The organism is Pantoea sp. NPDC088449, assembly GCF_044753225.1.
GTDB classification, from domain to species: domain Bacteria; phylum Pseudomonadota; class Gammaproteobacteria; order Enterobacterales; family Enterobacteriaceae; genus Pantoea; species Pantoea floridensis.
Window position 1 is genome coordinate 151,095 of sequence record NZ_JBIVMT010000002.1, and the last position, 20,159, is coordinate 171,253.

The window sequence follows — 20,159 nt, forward strand, 5'->3', positions numbered from 1 at the left end:
CAGTACACGATTCACTATAATCAGCAATCATCTGATGAACATTCACTGTAATCAGTGGCCATACTTCGAGGAAGAAGCATGAAGCCTGAGTAGCATCTGTTAGATGCCTGGAGATCGTGTTCACTGTAATCAGTAACTCTTAATAGCCATCTCTTCGCGTTTTCTACGTTCACTGTAATCAGTAGCATTGGCAATAGGGAGGTATCAGGGATTCACTATAGTCAGTAAAACCACACTCAAGGGCAGGCTAAACATTCACTGTAATCAGCAAAGCAAAGTTGGCTTGTACAAGCCCATTCACTGTAATCAGTAAAAGTGATGACATAGAGAACAACGTTCACTGCAATCAGCAATAAGTGGTTTTACAATTTCGGCAAAGATTCACTGTATTCAGTAGATCAGGTTTAAAGCCTTAACCGTTGGATGAACTCATCGCAAGGGAGAAGGCGATAAAGGAAAGCGCACATTCACTGTAATCAGCACGCACTTCTTAGTGGTTCCATCCACCGCTCCAAAGCATTGCTGCAAGTGTTCACTGTAATCAGTACATTCAGCTCGTTCGGCATGTAGCCGAACGTTCACTGTATTCAGTAAAATTGGGCGAGTCTGTGAAACGGCAGGGCGTGCGCAAAAGGGGGAGGGCAGGCGCTATGACTATAACATTCACTGTAATCAGTGACAGCGTGACGCACAGATTCAGGACGCCAGCATTCTTCCAAAACGAACAGTAATCTCTTTTCGCTGTAGCGTTGAGATATCGCTAACATTCACTGTAATCAGTGTTGTGACCAACCCTGTCACTTTTACTGTTTGTATTAACAGTGAACGTACTGACTACAGTAAACCCGAATAAGAAGATTAATTTTTAGTGTTATAAATCATTAAGTTAACCATTATAATTTACTGTAATCAGTAAATAATGTCATTGGTATCATTCACTGTAATCGGTAAATTTAGCGGGTGATCTGAACGTTCACTATGATCGGTAAACGTGAAGTGAAGGGTGCTATGCGATAATATATCAGCGCCCTTGTAAGTACTCACTATCATTATAACCCAGTAATAATGGGCACATGACCACGTCCACAACAGATAATGGAATTGAGATAGAGCTGAATTACTGATTATAGTGAACACAACTGATTACAGTGAACAGCTAAATAACTGCTGATTACAGTGAACGTTATGAAAAGAGCAGATGTCACTTTTGCACAAAAAGTGACACTGCCGGAGGAGGGGTTACTGATTACAGTGAATGGGGGAGATCACTCTTCGAACTCGATATCTTCCAGCGAATCGATGCTTTCAAGATTACTGATCCCATCCAGCTTTGGCGTTCTGCTATGGATGATAAAGAACACCGAGCGACCACGTTTCACTTCCGAATAATCAAGATAGCCAATCTCTTTCAATTGCTCCATCGCACGGCGTACTACGTGATTCTGCGTTGTGGTCTTAGATCCCAAATTGAGACGCATACGTAGACGCGCAAGGGAAATTGGCGCCGGATTGGTCGGTAAACTTTCTAGATAGGTATACAACGCTTGCGCTGACTCTTTGCGCTTCAAACGCGAAATGGCGCGCAGCTGCAACAGTACTTTGTGGTCGAAATTATAGAGTTCAAATAGCTTTGGATCAGCCTGGATTCGTACCAGATCCTTTTCACGATCGTAATACGCCGATTGCACGAGGTGAGTGTGGTAGGCTTTACCGTTACCTTCAAAGGACAAGGTATTGGTCGCAATACGTCGTAAAGACGCGTCCAGACGCTTACGTAATGCGGCTGACGAGTTTGCTGATGGGATCCCACACATCTTAACAAAATCAATAAATGGCAGCGTCACGGTATCACCCTTAGAGGGATAACGAGAGAAAGACTGAATGATGCCGGCCCAGGTTTTGAAATCATTATCCATATCCAGCCGTGCGCCAGTGATGGTAATCTTTTCATAACCTTCTGATTTTACTAATGAAAGGTTCTTAAGCTCTTTCGTCGCATCGGTCGATGCCATCGCACCTGACTTACCGCGCGCGGTCGATTTCAACGTAGGAACAAACAGACCCAGGCGCATCAAAGCGACCGGTTGTACGGTGTTATTTTTATTTGGGTGGAGTTGAATAACTTCACCACTATTTTTTGTCACCGACAGAAAAGGCTCGAGTAACGCCTTGTTTTCACTCTCTTTATCTGCCATAGCCTGAGATCTTCATTCTGTGGATGAAAAGGGTCGTTTTCTGATTACAGTGAACATTAACACTGTTTATAGTGAACATTCTACTCTCTATAGTGAATAAACTACTGACTACAGTGGATGCTTTACTCATTATAGTGAACGCGATCACCTTCTGAGGCCTTGTCTGGTGCGGGCTGCGACGATCGGGGATCTCTTAGGATCTCTTTTAGATCTCTATATGATCTTTCTTTAAGATCTATTCACTGTATAACTGAATAAGTTCAAGTCTGCAGCGGCTTTGGCGCGGCAATAACGGTAAAACAGCGTCATCGCCATAACATCTCATCCGATCCCTTAAAAGCATCAGTTGTATGCGATAAAGATCCTGAGGCTTCTCGTTAAATGAACAACTTCCTCATTATTATTCATTTTTAAGAAACCTGTGCCCGGCGTAAGGTGGACGGCATTGAACATCACTTCACTATGACGAGGACATCTTTCATGACTGACAACGTTATCTCACGCAATCCTACGAACGGCGAAATCCTCGCAACCTATACACTGCAAAGCCCTGCTGAACTTGAGGCTTCACTGCAACAAAGCGCAGATGCATTTGCTGAATGGCGTTATACCGCCATGCCCCAGCGTGTGAAAGTGTTGCGTCAGCTCGCTGAACAGATCCGCCAGCGCCAGGATGAGCTGGCGAAAATGGCAACGTTAGAGATGGGTAAACCCATTGCTCAGGCGCGGGCAGAAGTACTGAAATGTGCCAACCTTTGTGACTGGTACGCCGAACACGGCCCAGCGATCCTTGCAGATAAACCCACACTGGTAGAAAACCAGCAGGCATGGCAATCGTTTCGGCCTCTCGGCGCGATCCTCGCGGTTATGCCATGGAATTTCCCATACTGGCAGGTTCTGCGCGGTGCAGTCAGCATGCTGCTGGCAGGTAACACCTATGTATTGAAACATGCTCCAAGCGTGATGGGCTCAGCCAGCTTGATGTCATCATTGTTTGATGCCACCGATCTGCCTAAAGGCGGTTTTACCGTGATTAACGTCGATAACGAAGGCGTATCCGCGGCCATTAAAGATCCACGTATCGCTGCCGTCGCGGTTACAGGCAGCGTGCGTGCTGGCGGAGCTATTGCGGCACAAGCCGGTGCGGTACTGAAGAAAACCGTGTTAGAACTCGGTGGGGCAGATCCATTTATCGTGCTTGCGGATGCCGACCTGGACGCAGCAGTGGCCTCAGCGGTCACAGGACGCTACCAGAACACCGGACAGGTGTGCATGGCGGCCAAGCGCTTCATTATTGAAGAGAGCGTTGCAGAAGCGTTTGAGGCGCGTTTTAGCGCTGCGGTGCAGGCACTCAAGATCGGCGATCCTTTAGACGAAGAAACCTACATCGGCCCGATGGCGCGTTACGATCTGCGTGATGAATTGGATCATCAGGTTCAGCAAACCCTTCAGGAAGGAGCTCGTTTGGTCTTAGGCGGCCATAAAATTGAAGGCGCAGGTAACTATTATGCGCCGACGATCCTCGCGGATGTCACTCCTGCAATGACCGCGTTTCAGCAAGAAATTTTTGGACCGGTTGCAGCCATAACGGTGGCTCGCGATGCACAACACGCTCTGGAGCTCGCCAATAACAGCGAATTTGGTCTGAGCGCTACCGTGTGGAGTAGCAATGAAACCGTTGCTAATGAGCTGGCAGAAAAGCTGGAAACCGGGGCCGTATTCATCAACGGTAACGGCGCATCCGATCCACGAGTGGCTATTGGTGGAGTGAAGAAAAGTGGTTACGGCCGTGAACTCTCCAGTTTTGGCGTACACGAGTTCTGTAACATTCAGACAGTGTGGAAAAATCGCCGCTAAGCCTTCAAGGGCGCGGCTATCGCGCCCTGACTTTCTCATTTACCACCTTCTCCTCAACGCTTATTTCCTGCTCAACGCGGTTGCCCACTGGTTAAAAATCTTGTGGGCGAGTTCAAAAAATCCACCAATGGTATTATAAAGGTATTATTTGTGGTGCTAGATTGGCCTCACCTACACCGGGGAGTCCTATTTATGAAAACAACAATCCCAAAACTGTCGTTCATGATGTTCTTAGAGTGGTTTATCTGGGGCGCATGGTTTGTACCGCTCTGGGCATTTCTCAGTAAAAACGGCTTTTTGCCGATTGAGATTGCCTGGTGCTACGCCTGTACCTCAATAGCGGCCATATTGTCTCCGATCCTGGTGGGATCGCTGGCCGATCGTTTTTTCCAGGCACAAAAAGTGTTGTCGCTTCTCACCATCGTTGGCGCAATTCTGATGTTCTTTGCTGCCCAGCAAACGCATTTTAGCGGCTTCTTCCCGCTGCTATTGCTCTATTCACTGACTTATATGCCAACCATTGCGTTGACCAACAGCATCGCATTTTCACACGTAGCGGATGTGGAACGAGATTATCCACGCATTCGCGTAATGGGAACCCTTGGCTGGATCGCATCGGGTATTGTCTGCGGCTTTCTGCCGCCACTGCTGGGATATGGCGACATCTCGGCAAGTAACGTGCCGTTACTGATCACCGCTGCAAGCTCGCTGATATTGGGCATATTTGCATTAACATTGCCGGCAACTGAACCCAAAAGCACCGGCAAATTCAGTGTTCGCGTTGCGCTCGGTCTCGATGCACTGCATTTATTGAAAGATCGGAGTTTCCTCGTCTTCTTTGTCTGTTCGTTCCTGTTCAGTATGCCCTTAGCGTTCTATTACATCTTTGCTGAAGGTTATTTAACGGAGGTCGGTTTGCCGCATGCAACCGGCTGGATGACGCTGGGTCAAATATCAGAAATTTTCTTCCTGCTGGCGTTGCCATTCTTCATCAAGCGCTTTGGTATCGGCAAAGTGCTGCTCCTGGGGTTAACCACCGCCGCGTTGCGCTATGTGTTCTTCGTGTTCGGCGGCGATCAAAACATGCTGACTTACGGTCTGCTCTTTATGGGCATTCTGCTGCACGGTGTTAGCTACGATTTCTACTTCATCACCGCCTACATCTATGTGGATAAGAAAGCACCGGTTGCGATGCGTAATGCCGCGCAGGCTCTTATCACGCTTGCCTGTCAGGGCATCGGCAGCCTGTTGGGTTACCGTCTTGGCGGGTATCTGATGCAGGAAATGTTTGCCTATGACACACCGCGCAACGGGCAAACCTTTAACTGGGCCGGCATGTGGATGTTCGGTAGCGTGATGATCGTAATCATCACCATCGCCTTTATTGTTCTGTTCCGCGACGGCAAAAAGCGCAGCGATGAACTTACCGCATTTGATAACTCAGCAACGGCTGAAAGCCATAAATAAGAGATTTCACCATGACGATGACACTGCAAGAAAAAAGGATTTTAGGCGCGTTTTACGGCCAGGCACTGGGGGACGCAATGGGCATGCCATCAGAGTTGTGGCCGCGATCCCGCGTAAAGGAACACTTCGGCTGGATCGACCGGTTTCTGCCCGGGCCGGCTGAAAATAATGCCGCCTGCTATTTTGGCCGCGCCTCTTTTACTGATGATACGTCGATGGCGCTGGCATTGGCCGATGCCATCGTAACTCACGAGGGCGAGATCAATGCGGAAACCATTGGAGCGAATATTTTGCAGTGGGCGGAGGCGTTTGATGCGTTCAATAAGAACGTACTGGGGCCCACCTCCAAAATGGCGCTTAACGCGATGAAAGCTGGCACTCCAGTATCCCAGCTGGAAAACAACGGTATGACAAACGGTGCAGCGATGCGCGTTTCTCCGCTCGGCTGTCTGCTACCTGCACTTGATCTTTCAGCCTTTATTGATGCCGTCGCGCTGGCGTCGAGTCCAACGCATAAATCTGACGTAGCCATTTCCGGTGCGACAGTCATTGCCTGGGCGGTGTCCCGTGCCATTGACGGTGCGGGCTGGACATCCATTCGTGATGAGCTTCCCGCTATCGCACGTGCAGCGCAGGAAAAGCGGGTGACCACCTTTAGCGCTTCCATGGCGGCACGTTTGGAGCTGGCATTGGATGTGGTGAAGCAGGGCAGGGGTGTGGAATCGACCATGCAGCAGATTTACGATCTGGTAGGCACTGGAACCAGCACCATTGAATCAGTGCCAGCAGCCATTGCCATGGTGGAACTGGCTGAGACCGATCCTAATCGTTGCGCGATCCTGTGTGCCAATCTCGGTGGTGATACCGACACCATCGGCGCGATGGCGGTCGCCATTTGTGGTGCGCTGAATGGCATCGATAGCATTGATAGCGAATTGAAAGCCGAGTTGGACGCTGCCAACGCACTGGATTTCACCCGCTATAGCGCCGCTTTCACCCGTTTCCGTCAGCAGCGGGAGGCCGCCTATGCTAACGCCTGACGATCTGGCGCGACTCGAAGGCCGTCTGCCGGTATGCGTGGTAGGTGCAGCGGTGGTTGATGTGATTGCAGATGCTTACTCATTGCCCCATCGAGGCAGCGATATTGAACTTCAGCAGCAGGGCGTCAATGTAGGCGGATGCGCGCTGAATGTGGCGATTACGCTGCATCGCCTGGGGATTCCATCGATCAACGCGCTGCCGCTGGGCACTGGCACCTGGGCCAGCATTATTCGTCAGAAACTAGCGGAATACGGTATTCACAGCGTGCTGGAAACGGCGAAAGGCGATAACGGTTGGTGCCTGGCGCTGGTTGAACCCGATGGTGAACGCACCTTTCTGTCGGTGAGCGGCGTGGAAAATCTGTGGGATGCAACGTTGCTTAGCACACTCCCGCAGCCGATCAATCGCTGGATCTATCTCTCCGGCTACCAGCTGACCAGCAAAAGCGGTGATGTATTGATTGATTGGCTGCAGCAGCAAAGCCGACCTTATCAGCTGCTGGTGGATTTCGGCCCACGTCTGGCGGATATCGGCGATACACAGTTCGAGCAGATTATGGCATGCCATCCACTGATTACAGTGAACAGACAGGAGGCGGAACTGCTGTGGTATGAGCGTCTCGGTCAGCCTGAACCCTTTGATGCTCGGCAGTTGATGACGTGCTGGCAGCAACGTTTTGCTGGTGCAATGGTGGTGCGATTGGACAGCGAAGGTGCCGGTTTCGTTAACGCAGATACGCAAGGTTGGATCCCGGCGCTGGCTACCAACGTTGTGGATACCATCGGCGCAGGCGACAGCCACGCTGGTGGCTTATTGGCGGGACTGGCATCAGGTTGGTCACTGGCGGAAAGCGTTGCGCTTGGCAACGTGGTGGCGTCTTACGTGGTATCGCAGCGTGGCGGCGATTGTGCGCCCGATCGCGCCACGTTAAGCGCCTATTGGCAACAGCGTTTTACTCAGCAATAAACACGTACATATCGCTGCGGCAGTAGCTGATGCTGTACTCCAGCGGATTGCCCTGTGCGTCCATTGCCAGTTGCTTAATCACCAGAACAGGCACATTGGCGGGCAGGGCGATTTGCTGCTGGAGCGCCTCGTCCGGCATGCGAGCGCTTACTCGACTTTGCGATTTCACCGGCAGAATTTGCTGCTGGTGGAAGTAATCATAAAGCGAAATACCAATCGCATCCGCGTCGGCTATATAGCGCGCCGGTACCCAGGATTCCTCAACCGATACCGCTTGTTCGTCGACATAACGAATACGCTTGAGCAGATAGACATCGCTACCAATACTCAGTCCCAGCTTCTCAGCAATCTCAGCGCTACAGTGAATTTTGCTTTTGTTGATCCACACCGTATCAGGTTTTTTGCCGCGCAAAACCGCCTGCTGTGACAAACCCTTTGGCTCTTTCAGCGAATATTCGAATTGGCTGGAAATCTGCGTACCATAGCCGCGTGAGCGCAGCACCACGCCCTCTTTTTCCAGCGAATCCATGGCCTTACGCACGGTGATACGTGAGATGTTCAGCAGTTGGCTAAATTCGCGTTCGCTTGGCAGGATCTCCTCATGCACTAACATTCCCTCACGCACCGCATCTTTAATTGCGGTGGCGAAGCGTTTGTACAGCGGGGTACGGCTTTCATCGGCAAGGATTGAAGTCAGCCGCGAAAATAGTGCAGTTTGATTGGTCATAGCAAAATAGATCACTCATTCCAGTAAGCGGCAGAACGCTATGATACTGACTTTTCGGCGCGTGCGAAGCACTCGATTAGCATGGATATCACTAATAAATGCTTTAAAAACAATAAAAGCCCCAGCGGGGCTTTTCACACTTTAACTACTTTCACCGCTCGTCAAATGGCACGCCGCCTTTTGATTTATGGTGTTTTGGCGTTTCGATGATGGAAACCGTCACCGAATTGGCATCGATCTCAAACGAATCCGCCACCGCCGCGGTGACCGCTCGCAATAATTTCTTCTTCTGCTCAACCGTACGACCTTCCGCCGCATACACAACGATTTCGGGCATATCTGCATCTCCTTAATGGTGGATGTTCAGCATACCTCAGCGCAGGCCTGTCGTGCAGGGGCATCGCGATTAACGTTCAGGCGGTTGGCTGTCTCCGAGACCAAGTGAACGCTGCATCACCACGGTGTCGAGCCAGCGGCCATGTTTGAAACCGACCGACTTCATTATGCCAGTGTGCTCAAACCCGAGAGCGCGATGTAATCCCAGCGAGCCCTCATTGGCGCTATCGCCAATAATCGCGATGATCTGACGAAACCCCGCCGCTTCAGCCAGTGCGATGGCTTTTTGCAGCAGCGCACGTCCAATGCCTTTACCGGTTTGCTCCGTATCGAGATAAATCGAATCCTCCAGCGTAAATCGATAGGCATAGCGCGGGCGATACGGTGCCAGATAGCAGTAACCCAACACGCGATCATTTTCCTGTGCCACCAGCCAAAACCCGCCGCGCTGCTGCACATCCAGCACGCGATTTTGCATTTCGCTTTCAGAGGGCGGCTCGGTTTCAAAGGTCGCAGTACCGTGTATAACGTGCCAGGCGTAGATTTTCTGAATGGCAGCAGCGTGATGAGGTCGAGCGGGAATGATGTCCATATGTTCCTGATTCTCAGCGTAGAAAATCACAGCATGCCATCAGGCCGCACGCTAATCACCGAGTTTAACAATAGGAAATTGTGATGGATTGATATTTCCGGGTGCGCATCAATGCGCACCTTACGATAGAGGGCCGCCCTTAATTCTGCTCCGACAATTGTACAGCCATTGTGTCCGCTTCTAATGCTTCGAATACATGCGGTTCGTCAGCGGGGTAGCAGATGTAGTCGCCGGGATGCAGTTCGACAGGTTCATCGCTGGGGCCCACCAGCGCCCGGCCGCGCGCAATAATGATATGTTCTACCGATCCCGGAGGATGAGGTTTTGAGGCGCGCGGTGCGCCAGGCTGGCTGGTAATCAGATAAAGATCGCGCCGTCCGCCGGGCGGACAGCTTGCCAGCAATGCAGCCTGATAATCCGCCATCTCTGCTGATACCACCATCCCTTCGCCCCGGCGAATCACCTGCAAGCGCTTAACTTCAGGCTCCATCAGCCGTGCAAAAGGTATGTTCAACGCCACGCACAGTGCCCATAGCGTTTCGAGACTGGGATTCCCATTGCCCGCCTCAAGCTGTGAAAGCGTTGACTTAGCGATCCCCGCTCGGCGTGCTACTTCGGTTATCGATAGCCCCGCGCGCTGGCGTTCGCGCAATAATCCAACAGCAATAATGTCAATTGGCGTGGTCAAACCTGCTCCTGTTCTTTATATCGAACAATTTGTTCATCTTGTAAAACACTCGTGGTGCGTTCATTATAACGTCTTTCTTGTTCGATATGAGATGAAATTGTGATGCGTCTGGGTGCAGTGCCGCTTGATCGCGGTGTAATCAAAGCAATTATTCTGGTTTGTCTGGCCGATGGCATTGTCGGGCTCTCTTATGGTTCACTGGCGGCCGCTGAAGGTTTTCCGCTATGGGTACCCATTGCACTCTCAACCTTAGTGCTAGCGGGCGCGTCGGAATTTCTGTTTATCGGTATTGTCGCGGGCGGTGGTAGTCCACTGACGGCAGCCGCAGCGGGTTTACTGGTCAACGCCCGTCATCTGCCATTCGGTATCGCGGTAAAGGATTTAGTCGGCAAGGGCAGTCGCAGCCTGCTGGGCTGCCACATCATGAATGATGAAAGCGTCGTGTTTGGGATCTCCCAACCAAAGCTGGCTCAGCGTCGTGCGGCGTACTGGATTTGTGGATTAGGGATCTTCACTATCTGGCCGTTGACGGTCATCGGCGGTGCAGTGATCGGGCGCTTTATTCCTGATGTCTCGGCGATTGGTCTTGATGCGGTATTTCCAGCGATTTTGATCGCCCTGATTTTCCCGGCGTTGCGTCAGCGTCGCACGCTGATCCCAGCAACCCTTGGCACCGCATTATCCGTATTGGCAACGCCGTTTGTTCCTGCTGGCATGCCGGTGCTGTTTTCACTGCTGGGCTTACTCAGCTGGCGGGAGCGTAAAAATGCAAAATAATCTGATCGTTGCTGGCATAGCGCTGCTGGCGGTAGGAACGTATGCCATCCGCTTTGCCGGTTATCGCCTGGGAAGCCGCATGCAGATGTCCGATCGCGCGCGCAATATGCTTTCGGACGCGGCCACGGTTTTGCTGCTGGCGGTGGCGGTGACGACGGCGCTATTTGAAGGTACCCACTTCGCCGGCGTGGCGCGCATCTCAGGCGTATTGTTTGCGGTATTTCTCGCCTGGCGCCGCACACCATTGATTCTGGTGATTATTGGCGCGGCGTTGATGACCGCCTTGCTGCGTTATTTAGGCGTCCCCTGATAATTTTGCTACTGTGAAGCATCACAGATTAATAGCCATCAGGAGGAGCAATGAAACCGCGTTTAGCCCGCTGCGATGAAACCGCCGCGCTGTGGCGCATTCGTAATCTCGCCATTCGCCACGGTTGCCAATCGGTTTATCCGGCTGACGTTATCGCGGCATGGACGCCCGATACGTTACCCCTCGGCTATTTCGAGGCGGTGAAAAGCAATCCGTTTTACGTTATCGATGATCCGGAACACGGCGTGGCTGCGACCGGTTTTCTCGATCTCCACAGCGGCAGCGTTGAAGCCATATTTACGCTGCCCGCCTGCAACGGCAAAGGTTACGCTAGCGCTATCATGCAGGCGATTATCGATGAAGCGAAAAAGCGCGGTTTCTCCCAACTGACGCTGGCCGCCACCCCTAATGCCAGTAGTTTCTATCAGCGCCACGGTTTTAGCGTGGTGCGCGAAGCGCTTTATCCCTCGGCGCTGGCCCAGGCCGACCTCGCCTGCGTTGAAATGGTTCGCGATCTTTAAGGCTATTATGATTCAAGGTGCAAACAACAAGGACCGGCCAAATATGGTAATCAACTGCGTCGCCTATCGTCACGGCAAGCGCGAAGAGCATGTCGATGTCGCCGACATTAGCGAAGTGCTCAAAGAGGAGAACTCCTTCGTCTGGATGGGGTTATATCAGCCCGACCCGGCCTTTATGCAGACGCTGCAACAGGAATTCAGCCTGCATGAACTGGCGATCGAAGATGCGCTGGTGGCACATCAGCGACCCAAGATTGAACAGTATGGCGATTCCGTGTTCATCGTGGTGAAAACTGCACATATGGACGATCTACAACGCATCAGCTTTGGCGAAACCCACTTCTTCTTAGGTAAAAACTTCCTGATCACCGTGCGTCATGGTTCATCAGAGGGCTATGCGGAAATTCGCAGCAAAGCCGAGAAAAATCAAGCGATGTTGTGTGGCGGACCGGGCTATGCGCTCTACTGTATTCTTGATTTCATTGTCGATAATTACAGCAAAATCACCGCATCACTGAATGAGCGCATTGGTGGACTTGAAGAGGGGATGTTTACTACCCGCTTCGACAGCGATGCGCTACAAAATGTATATCATCTGCGGCGTGAACTGTTGGCGCTGCGTAACGCGGCGCTGCCGGTGACAGAAATCTGCCAGCAGCTGGTGCGCTTCCATGAAGATATCATCCCGAAAAATTTGCGCGCCTATCTACGTGATGTGCAGGATCATGCGCATCACGTAATGATCGATGCCGAAGACATGCGTGAGATGCTCACCAGCGCCATGCAGGTGAATCTGGCGCTGGTATCTGTGCAGCAAAGTGAAGTGAATAAAAAACTTGCCGGCTGGGGTGCAATTCTGATCGTACCGACAATTATCTTCAGCATGTATGGCATGAACTTTCCCGATATGCCCGAATTACATACCCACTTTGGCTATCCGGCGGTGGTGGGCGTAACGGTAGTGATTTGTTGTGTGATGTGGTGGCGGCTGAAAAAAGCGAGTTGGCTGTAACGCATCAGACGCTTTTTTATTCAGACTTTTTTATTATCACAGCGGTCTGCAATGGACCGCTCAGGATGTGTTCCGCTGCTTGCCACGCAAAATAACGTCACCGCTGCGCAAAGCGAAAAACTGAGGGCGGATACGGCTTTAAAAAATGACTCTTCATTTTTTCGTCACCTTGCTGTCATTTTTACCGGTTTTTAGCCATCGGCTTTTCCTATTACTGCATCCTGATAAAAACAACATATCCCACATTAGTCACACTGTATGGGCTTGATTCGCACATCAACACTTGCCACTATCGTCTCATTATTGAGGCGAAAGGCAGGGCGTTAAAATGGCGGTTGAACGTAATTTATCGCAGAGTGTGCCCGATGTTCTTGGCGCATCGCAGCAAATGCACGCGGGTGAGCTCAGCAGTGAGGCATTGGTTGCGCGCTGTCTGGAAAACATAAAAACCCACAATCCCACATTGAATGCTTTTGGCGATGTTTACGCTGAGCAAGCGCTTGAAGACGCGCATCAATGTGACCTGGAGCGTCAGCAGGGCGTGCTGCGTGGTCCTTTACATGGCATCCCTTTTGGCATCAAAGATCTGTTCTCAACAGCTGGCCTGCGCACGACCAAGGGCTCGCTGACCTCACTTGATAATGTTCCCGACAGTGACGCGCCAATCATTGCGCGTCTCAAGCAAGCGGGAGCCATCCTTATTGGCAAAACCGCGACCACGGAATTTGGCTGGACGGGGTCGAGCTATTCACGGGTTTTTGGCCACGGTCGTAATCCCTGGGATCCCCGGCTCACCAGCGGCGGCTCCAGCTCGGGTTCGGCAATCAGCGTGGCGGCACGCATGGTGCCTGCGGCACTCGGTTCGGATGGCGGGGGATCGGTCCGAATTCCCGGGGCCTTTTGCGGCATTTTTGCACTTAAAGCGTCGCTGGGGCGCATTCCCACCTGGCCATGGTCCGCCACTGAAATGCTCAGCCATGCCGGGCCGATGACGCGTACGGTACGCGATAGCGCACTGTTGTTTGATCTGCTCTCCGGTCCGGATGCACGCGACCATCAGGCGCTGCCCGCTAAAACCGAATCCTGGCTGGAGCGCTGTGATGCGCCGTTAGCCCCGCTGCGGGTGCGCTACAGCCCAACGCTGTTTAATACGCCGGTGGACGATCGTATTGCTGCCTGTGTTGAGCAGGCCGTTGAACATATTGCGCATGCCTTACCGGTCACGCTGACCGCCCGTTCGCTGGCGTGGTCAACGCCATTCGATACCTTTGATACGTTGTGGAGCGGCGGCCGGGGTGTTGCTTACGGTGCAGCCTTAAAACAGCAGCTAGACAAACTCGATCCCGGCTTTGCTGCATTAATAGAACGCGCGCAGCATCTCGATCTGGCTGATTATCTTGCGGCACAAAAACAGCGTGCGGCTTTCGCCAATCAGGTACATGCGCTGTTCGATGAGGTGGATTTGCTGATTACGCCTACGTTGCCGATTCTGCCTTTTGCTGCCGATCGCCACGTGCCGGAAACGCAACCTGCGGGTGAGAGCGGCGTGGAGTGGGCGCGCTGGACGCCCTTTACCTGGCCGTTCAATTTGAGTGGTAATCCCGCCGCCACCCTACCCTGCGGATTTACCCCTGAAGGTCTACCGGTGGGATTGCAGGTTGTTGGCCGGCGTTACGCCGAAGCGGATGTCCTGCAGTTCTGCGCGGCGCTTGAAGCATTGATGCCGTGGGATCAGCATTGCCCTGCGCTCAAACCGTCGCGAGCGGATTAATCGCGTGATGGCAAAGCGGAGATCAACTTACAGGTATACTTGGTTTTTTCTCCGCAAAACATAAGGGTAAGCATGATCAATCAGCCGCGACTCGATGAAATTAAACGGATTTTGAGCCACGAAAAACGGGTGCGCGTGACCGAGCTGGCGCAAAAGTTTGTGGTCTCGGAAGAGACTATTCGACGTGATTTGAAGTTTCTCGAAGAGCAGGGCGTATTACGGCGAGTGCACGGTGGGGCCATTTTACCGGTCTCCAGCGAGGAGCAGCCGCTGCAAATTCGCAGCCGTATCAAACCGCGGGCGAAAGTGCGAATTGGACAGTTAGCCAGCGATCTGGTGGAGGAGGGGATGGCGCTATTTCTTGATACGGGCACCTCAACCCTGGCGCTGGCACAGCAGTTAACGCGCTTTTCGCGTCTGAAAATTATTACTAATTCGATGGATATCGCCGCGTTGCTAACGCAACAAAGCGAGAACGCTGTGACGCTAACACCAGGGCGCGTTCGGCGAAATGATAACGCACTGATTGGCCCCCATACGCTGGAGTTTGCCCGGCAGTTTCACTACGACATCGCTTTCATGGGCATTGGCGCAGTGGATCGGGAAAACGGCTTTATGGACTACGAAGAGCCTGAGGCGTTGTTACGGCGCGTGCTGAGCACGCACTGCCGTCAGAGTGTGATTCTGGCGGATGAAGGCAAATTTGGACTGCGTACCTTTGTGAATACGCTGCCGTTTAGCGCGGTCGACACCTTAGTGACCAATGCGCCTCCTGCGGCAGCTTTTGTAGCGAGTCTGGAGAATGCACATGTCAACATCCTCCATCCCGGCACGGCCGCGGATGACATCACAAGACTATCAGGCGTTTGACGCGCTTTTCGCGCTGAGCAGCAGCATTGGTTCCACTGACGCGGGTGGTCTGCATCGTCTTACTGCTTCGGCTGCGGATAAACAGATGCGCGATGCCTTTTGCCTCTGGCTGAAGCAGCAGGGATTTTCGGTTCATGTCGACGAAATTGGCAATATTTTTGGCTTAATGACGCTGGTCGAAGGAGCGCCGTGGATCCTGTGCGGCTCACATCTTGACAGTCAACCGCAGGGCGGACGATTCGATGGCGCATACGGCGTAACCGGCGCAGCAGCCACTATCGCGGCGCTGGTGCGTCAGTTAAGCGAAAAAACAGCGCGTAATCTGGCGGTAGTAAACTGGACCAACGAAGAGGGCGCGCGATTTCAACCCAGCTTAACCGGGAGTTCTGTCTTTACTGGCGCACTGTCGCTTAAACACGCGCTGGCCTGTGAAGATGCTGAAGGTGTGACATTGCAAGCCGCACTGCGCAGCATTGGCTATGACGGTAACGCATTGCCCCCGCTGCCGTTAGCGGCCTACCTCGAGTTGCATGTTGAACAAGGTCCACATCTTGAGCAACAGCAAAAACAGATTGGGGTAGTAACGGAAACCTGGGCAGCACTGAAGTGGCAGGTGACCTTTTGCGGCGAACAAAATCACACCGGTCCGGCATTGATGTCGCGCCGACGCGATGCGCTGTTAGCTGCGGCACTGACCATTGTAGCGGTGCGCGCTGAAGCCGATCGCCACGGCGAGGTGCTACATACTTCGGTTGGCCGTCTGGAAACGGCGCCCAATTCACCTAATGTGGTGACCCGTGAAGCAACGCTGTTTATCGAATTTCGTTCTGCTGACGAAGCACTGCTGCAGCAACTACGTGACAGCTTCAGTCAGCAGATGCAATCCATTGCCCAGCAAACCGCGACGGATGTCAGCCTCGACCGCGCACAATTTCGTCCGCGTCAGCAGTTGGATAACAGCCTCAGTCAGCTGGCGCTGGCGCAGGCGGAAAAACTGGGATTCAGCGCCATGCCAATGCGCAGTGTCGCGGGGCATGATGCCATCAGCCTGAGCTATCACTGCCCCAGCGCGTTGCTGTTTGTCCCGAGCGTGAATGGGCTTTCGCATAACGAACGGGAATTTACCGCCGAGCAAGATCTGCATCGCGGATTAGATGTGCTGATGGCGATGCTCAGTGAACTCAGCTTAGCGCCGGAGGCCGCAGAATGATGGGACGTTTAGAGCAGGCGCTGGCGCGCTGGCAGCCTTCACAACGCGTGGTGATAGCGCCGGGTACCGCAGGTGTGGCTTCGCCACATCGCTTAGCGACGGAGTGGGCGGGATTCTATGTTACAGCGTCGGAGACACGCTATTACGCCAAAGTCCTGTTTGATGATCAAAAATCGCTGATCGACCTGCAGCGCACCACGGAAATTAGCCGCCAGGCGGGAGAACTGGGCATTGCGCCAGCACTCTGTCACGTTGACGCCGATTTAGGTGTGCTGATTTTTGCGGCGCTGGATGCCGATTATCGCTGGGCGAAGCTGGAGACCTTCCGCGATCCGCGTCACTTTAGCGCGCTCACTCGTACCCTGGATAAACTGCATCACGCCGGTTTACCGCTGCCAAGCCAGCAGCGTCAGCAGGATATGTTGCAGCTGCGTCAGCACATTGCCCGGCAAAATGTGGTGTTACCGGACGAACTCCTTTGGCTCGGCGAATGTGCTGATTTGGCCTGGCAGGCACTGAATGCTGCGCCGTATCAGCCCGTGCTGATTCACGGCGACAATATTGCCAGCAACTGGATGATCAACAGCAAAGGCGACTGGCAAATGCTGGATTTTGATTATGCTGCGCAGGGCGATGCCTGGCACGATATTGCTACTTTGATCCACGAACAGTTGCCCACTGACGATCGCTGGCGCGATGCGATTCGTGCCTGGCGTGGCGCCTGTAGCGAAGCGGATGTCGCGCGCTGCCGCCTATACGCGCTGGTTGATGATTATCACTGGACGCTGTGGGGCATGTTGAACGGCAGCATCAGTTCTCGTGGTCTTGAGTTTGCCAAGCTAGGGCAATGGATGCTGCTGCGCTGTCGACAAAGCGCCAGCGATCCTCGTTTTGAACGATGGTTAACCCTAACGGCGGAGGCAGCATGATGAGCAAACGTCCCGGAGAAGCACAAAACTGGCAGGAACAGCGCGTAGAGCAGGCAATTGCAGCCATGCCAGAATGGCAGGGCAGAGCGGTACATTATCGTCCGGTCAGCGGCGGGATTTCCAACGCAAACTGGCATGTCTCAGTCGACGGTGCGCCGTGCGCCTACTTTGTCAAAATTCCCGGCGAAGGCACCGAACGCTTTATTAACCGCGAAACCGCACATGAAGCGAGCCTGAAAGCCGCACAAACCGGTTACGGCGTGCCGGTGGTGGCCTTTCTACGCGAGTTAGGTGTTGAAGTCTTCGAATTTATTGATGGCTGGCGCGCTTCGTCTAATCTCGATTTTCAGCAGCCGGCCATTCGCCATCGCGCGCTGCATGGGCTGAAAAGCTTTAACGATCAGCCTTTGCTCAAGCAGAACAAAACGGTGTTCGACATGCTCAACGAACACATTGAACAAGTCAAAGCGCTCAATGTGGTCTTTACAGCAGAGGCGATATGGCTGCACAAACAAGCCGAGCGAGCACAACAGGCGTTAGAGGCCGCCGGTTTGGATTTAGTACCCTGCATGAACGATACGCTTGCCGGCAATTTCATGCTCAATGCGCAGCAGGATATTCGGCTGGTGGATTTTGAATATGCGTCAAATAACGATCGTTGCTATGAATTAGCATTGTGGTTTGGCGAAATGTTTTTCACACCGCAAATTGAACACGAATTACTGGAAGATTATTTTGGCAAAGTGGATAGCGCTTTATTTGCGCGCGTGCAGATCCATAAATATCTTGCCGATATGAAGTGGTCTACCTGGGCTATTATTCAGCATCATGTGGCAGATATTGATTTTGATTTTTCAAAATATGGTGCCTGGAAGAATTTACGCGCTCGCAGTGTATTACATCATCCCGACTGGGAGAATTGGCTGCGAGCGGTATAAACCGCGGGTCGCCACACTGGGTGTACATTCATAGGCACCTGCTATTCAATCTGTTTTAGCTTGAAGTGTTTTAAGTTCACCAGGAAGATGCTGTTTTCAGCAGGTAAGGGAGTGCGCAAACCGTCAATAAACGTTGAGGAGATCGCTATGAGTTCGATGGTCATCGGGCAACAACTGCGCGCCCGCATAAGTATTAAAAATAAAGTCTTTTCCATCTATCTGCTTGCATTATTACTGTTAGCGCTTTGCCCACCACTTTATTTAAGTGTAAGTGGCAGCAGCGCTCTGTTTCTTGGGATTCCGCTACCGATTATTTACTGGCTGGCGATAGCCGTATTTTTAGGTATTGGTTTATGGGTAATGTATCTCGCGGAATGCGCATTTGGTGAAATTCCGGCCGATGAGGAAGTATCATGAAAATCAGTGCGGCAGAACCCCACTACGTCATTACTTTCGGCATGATTGGCCTATTTCTGGCCATCATGATCGCGGTGCTTTATGCCACCAATCGTAAAAGCACGTCATTTTCCGATTATGCCGTCGGCGGGCGCTCGTACGGGCCGTGGTATATCGCCATGAGCTATACCAACTCATGGTGGCCGGGCGCAACCTTTACCGCGTTCTTCGCCCTGTCGGTCAGTGGCGTGATCGGTTTTTACGGTGCGGTTTACTCCACGTTAGGCGTAACGGCGATGTATTTGATGGCGCGTCGCGCGTGGAAATGGGGGCAACACTTTAACCTGACCACGCAACCCGATCTGCTGGGCATGCGCTTCAACAGTCCAGCAGTGAAACGCGTGGCGTCAATCATCGGCATCATCTGCGTATTCCCGTGGGTGGTCATGGGGATTCAGGCTCTCGCGCTACTGGTTGAATTCGCCAGTTTTGGCCGCTGGGGCGTCACCACTTGCCTAATCGCAGGCGTATTGTTGATTCTGGTGCGGCAGTACTGGACGGTGAGCATGGGCATGCGTGGGCTGATCATGACCGATATGTATCAGGGCATTATCGCTTACGGGCTGGGCGCGTTGGTGTGTGTCATCCTGCTATTTAGCGGCGATCACGGTTTTGGTCAACTCGCCTCGCTGCCACCGGCAATGCTGCAAATTCCAGGTGCGGAAGGCTCGCATTACGGTCCGTGGTACATGTTCAGCCTGATCTTCACCGGCGTTATCGGATCGATGTGCTGGCCGATGAGCTTCCAGCGCATCTATACCGCCAGCGGTATTCGCGCAGTGAAGAAAGGTACGCTGCTGACTATTCTGCTGGTGGGCGGTTTCTACGCCATCCTGATGCTGTTTGCGACCGCGGTGAGCCAGGATGCAAACGTGCAGGCCAATCCACAAAACGGCTTCTTTACCGCGTTGTTCGATCAAGGCGGCCCGTGGCTGCTGGCAATCGCCCTGGTGATTGTGCTGGCGGCAAGCATTGGTCACGTGGATGGGTGTGTGCAGGTATGTGGCACGCAGTTCGCCAATGACCTCGCCACCTGGAATAAACCGCGAAGCGATCGTCAGTTAACGGTGCTGGCGAAATCAGGCATGGTGGTGTTTATTGTCGCCGCCGCGTTGCTGGCTTATTTCACCTTTAACTATTCGCGGTTGCAGCTGCTGGCGCAGATCTCGTATCAGGGCATTATTCAGCTGGCGGTACCGCTGTTCTTCGGCATCTTTAGTCGTTTTGGCAACAAGCAAGGCGCGCTGCTCGGCATGATGAGCGGCATCATTATCGCCATTGTGCTGACGGTATTCTATCCGGATGACATACCGGCTCTGGGTTCACTGACCAGCGGCATTGTCGGTCTGGCGGGTAACGTCGCGGTGTTTGTGATCTGCGGCCTGCTGATCCCGGTTGATGCTAAAGAGAAAGAGCGGGTGGCAGCACTGTTTGCACTGGCAGACGGTGTGAAACAGCCGCAGGCCAAACCCCTGCTGAATTAATCCATTGCGTTC

20 protein-coding genes are annotated in these 20,159 nt (G+C 52.6%); 15 read left to right on the top strand and 5 right to left on the bottom strand.

The window, feature by feature from the left end; genetic code table 11:
- Positions 1 to 1,265: 1,265 nt before the first annotated feature.
- Positions 1,266 to 2,195, bottom strand: coding sequence for a RepB family plasmid replication initiator protein (locus ACIP6T_RS11940; RefSeq protein WP_007886110.1), 930 nt, complete (start codon positions 2,193 to 2,195; stop codon positions 1,266 to 1,268).
- A gap of 480 nt (positions 2,196 to 2,675) precedes the next feature.
- Between ACIP6T_RS11940 and ACIP6T_RS11945 the strand changes: the two genes are divergently transcribed.
- From ACIP6T_RS11945 to ACIP6T_RS11960, 4 genes are all read left to right on the top strand, one after another.
- Positions 2,676 to 4,052, top strand: a complete 1,377-nt coding sequence (locus tag ACIP6T_RS11945) for an aldehyde dehydrogenase family protein (RefSeq protein ID WP_400457315.1) — start codon at positions 2,676 to 2,678, stop codon at positions 4,050 to 4,052.
- Between the two features lie 192 nt (positions 4,053 to 4,244).
- Complete coding sequence (locus ACIP6T_RS11950; RefSeq protein WP_400457317.1) at positions 4,245 to 5,519, top strand: nucleoside permease; 1,275 nt, start codon at positions 4,245 to 4,247, stop codon at positions 5,517 to 5,519.
- A gap of 23 nt (positions 5,520 to 5,542) precedes the next feature.
- A complete protein-coding gene (locus ACIP6T_RS11955; RefSeq protein ID WP_400457951.1) occupies positions 5,543 to 6,559 on the top strand; it encodes an ADP-ribosylglycohydrolase family protein in 1,017 nt (338 codons plus the stop codon).
- The gene (locus tag ACIP6T_RS11960; RefSeq protein ID WP_345830315.1) at positions 6,546 to 7,526 is read left to right on the top strand and encodes a PfkB family carbohydrate kinase; all 981 of its coding nucleotides are present in this window, start codon (positions 6,546 to 6,548) and stop codon (positions 7,524 to 7,526) included. Before ACIP6T_RS11955 ends, ACIP6T_RS11960 begins: the two co-directional genes overlap by 14 nt.
- On the opposite strand, the gene ACIP6T_RS11965 is transcribed toward ACIP6T_RS11960, so the two are convergent.
- The 4 genes from ACIP6T_RS11965 to ACIP6T_RS11980 all read right to left on the bottom strand — a co-directional run bounded on the left by ACIP6T_RS11965 (position 7,513) and on the right by ACIP6T_RS11980 (position 9,869).
- On the bottom strand, positions 7,513 to 8,253 hold the full coding sequence (locus ACIP6T_RS11965) for a GntR family transcriptional regulator (protein WP_097098214.1): 741 nt from the start codon (positions 8,251 to 8,253) through the stop codon (positions 7,513 to 7,515). The genes ACIP6T_RS11960 and ACIP6T_RS11965 overlap by 14 nt on opposite strands.
- Before the next feature lie 151 nt (positions 8,254 to 8,404).
- Complete coding sequence (locus ACIP6T_RS11970) at positions 8,405 to 8,590, bottom strand: tautomerase family protein (RefSeq protein ID WP_007886101.1); 186 nt, start codon at positions 8,588 to 8,590, stop codon at positions 8,405 to 8,407.
- Positions 8,591 to 8,659: 69 nt separating this feature from the next.
- Positions 8,660 to 9,181 carry a GNAT family N-acetyltransferase gene (locus ACIP6T_RS11975; RefSeq protein ID WP_097098213.1) on the bottom strand — a complete coding sequence of 174 codons (522 nt, stop codon included), beginning with the start codon at positions 9,179 to 9,181 and terminating at the stop codon, positions 8,660 to 8,662.
- A 139-nt stretch (positions 9,182 to 9,320) separates the two neighbouring features.
- Positions 9,321 to 9,869 carry a helix-turn-helix domain-containing protein gene (locus ACIP6T_RS11980; RefSeq protein ID WP_097098212.1) on the bottom strand — a complete coding sequence of 183 codons (549 nt, stop codon included), beginning with the start codon at positions 9,867 to 9,869 and terminating at the stop codon, positions 9,321 to 9,323.
- A 102-nt stretch (positions 9,870 to 9,971) separates the two neighbouring features.
- Here ACIP6T_RS11980 and ACIP6T_RS11985 point away from each other — a divergent pair, with 102 nt between their 5' ends.
- From ACIP6T_RS11985 to ACIP6T_RS12035, 11 genes are all read left to right on the top strand, one after another.
- Positions 9,972 to 10,646: an AzlC family ABC transporter permease gene (locus ACIP6T_RS11985; protein WP_097098211.1), complete on the top strand. Its 675-nt coding sequence runs from the start codon at positions 9,972 to 9,974 to the stop codon at positions 10,644 to 10,646.
- Positions 10,636 to 10,956 carry an AzlD domain-containing protein gene (locus ACIP6T_RS11990; RefSeq protein WP_097098210.1) on the top strand — a complete coding sequence of 107 codons (321 nt, stop codon included), beginning with the start codon at positions 10,636 to 10,638 and terminating at the stop codon, positions 10,954 to 10,956. Before ACIP6T_RS11985 ends, ACIP6T_RS11990 begins: the two co-directional genes overlap by 11 nt.
- Positions 10,957 to 11,006: 50 nt before the next feature.
- Positions 11,007 to 11,477: a GNAT family N-acetyltransferase gene (locus tag ACIP6T_RS11995; protein WP_400457322.1), complete on the top strand. Its 471-nt coding sequence runs from the start codon at positions 11,007 to 11,009 to the stop codon at positions 11,475 to 11,477.
- A 43-nt stretch (positions 11,478 to 11,520) separates the two neighbouring features.
- A complete protein-coding gene (corA, locus tag ACIP6T_RS12000; protein WP_400457324.1) occupies positions 11,521 to 12,489 on the top strand; it encodes a magnesium/cobalt transporter CorA in 969 nt (322 codons plus the stop codon).
- 328 nt (positions 12,490 to 12,817) lie between these two features.
- Complete coding sequence (locus ACIP6T_RS12005) at positions 12,818 to 14,260, top strand: amidase (protein ID WP_400457326.1); 1,443 nt, start codon at positions 12,818 to 12,820, stop codon at positions 14,258 to 14,260.
- Positions 14,261 to 14,332: 72 nt separating this feature from the next.
- Positions 14,333 to 15,130, top strand: a complete 798-nt coding sequence (locus ACIP6T_RS12010) for a DeoR/GlpR family DNA-binding transcription regulator (protein WP_097098206.1) — start codon at positions 14,333 to 14,335, stop codon at positions 15,128 to 15,130.
- A complete protein-coding gene (locus tag ACIP6T_RS12015) occupies positions 15,069 to 16,340 on the top strand; it encodes a Zn-dependent hydrolase (RefSeq protein WP_400457328.1) in 1,272 nt (423 codons plus the stop codon). Before ACIP6T_RS12010 ends, ACIP6T_RS12015 begins: the two co-directional genes overlap by 62 nt.
- The gene (locus tag ACIP6T_RS12020) at positions 16,337 to 17,269 is read left to right on the top strand and encodes a phosphotransferase (protein WP_400457330.1); all 933 of its coding nucleotides are present in this window, start codon (positions 16,337 to 16,339) and stop codon (positions 17,267 to 17,269) included. Before ACIP6T_RS12015 ends, ACIP6T_RS12020 begins: the two co-directional genes overlap by 4 nt.
- Complete coding sequence (locus ACIP6T_RS12025; protein ID WP_320204530.1) at positions 17,266 to 18,207, top strand: choline kinase family protein; 942 nt, start codon at positions 17,266 to 17,268, stop codon at positions 18,205 to 18,207. The genes ACIP6T_RS12020 and ACIP6T_RS12025 overlap by 4 nt, the downstream gene beginning before the upstream one ends.
- A 147-nt stretch (positions 18,208 to 18,354) precedes the next feature.
- A complete protein-coding gene (locus ACIP6T_RS12030) occupies positions 18,355 to 18,624 on the top strand; it encodes a hypothetical protein (RefSeq protein ID WP_097098203.1) in 270 nt (89 codons plus the stop codon).
- On the top strand, positions 18,621 to 20,147 hold the full coding sequence (locus tag ACIP6T_RS12035) for a sodium:solute symporter (protein WP_097098202.1): 1,527 nt from the start codon (positions 18,621 to 18,623) through the stop codon (positions 20,145 to 20,147). The genes ACIP6T_RS12030 and ACIP6T_RS12035 overlap by 4 nt, the downstream gene beginning before the upstream one ends.
- The last annotated feature ends 12 nt before the right edge of the window (positions 20,148 to 20,159 follow it).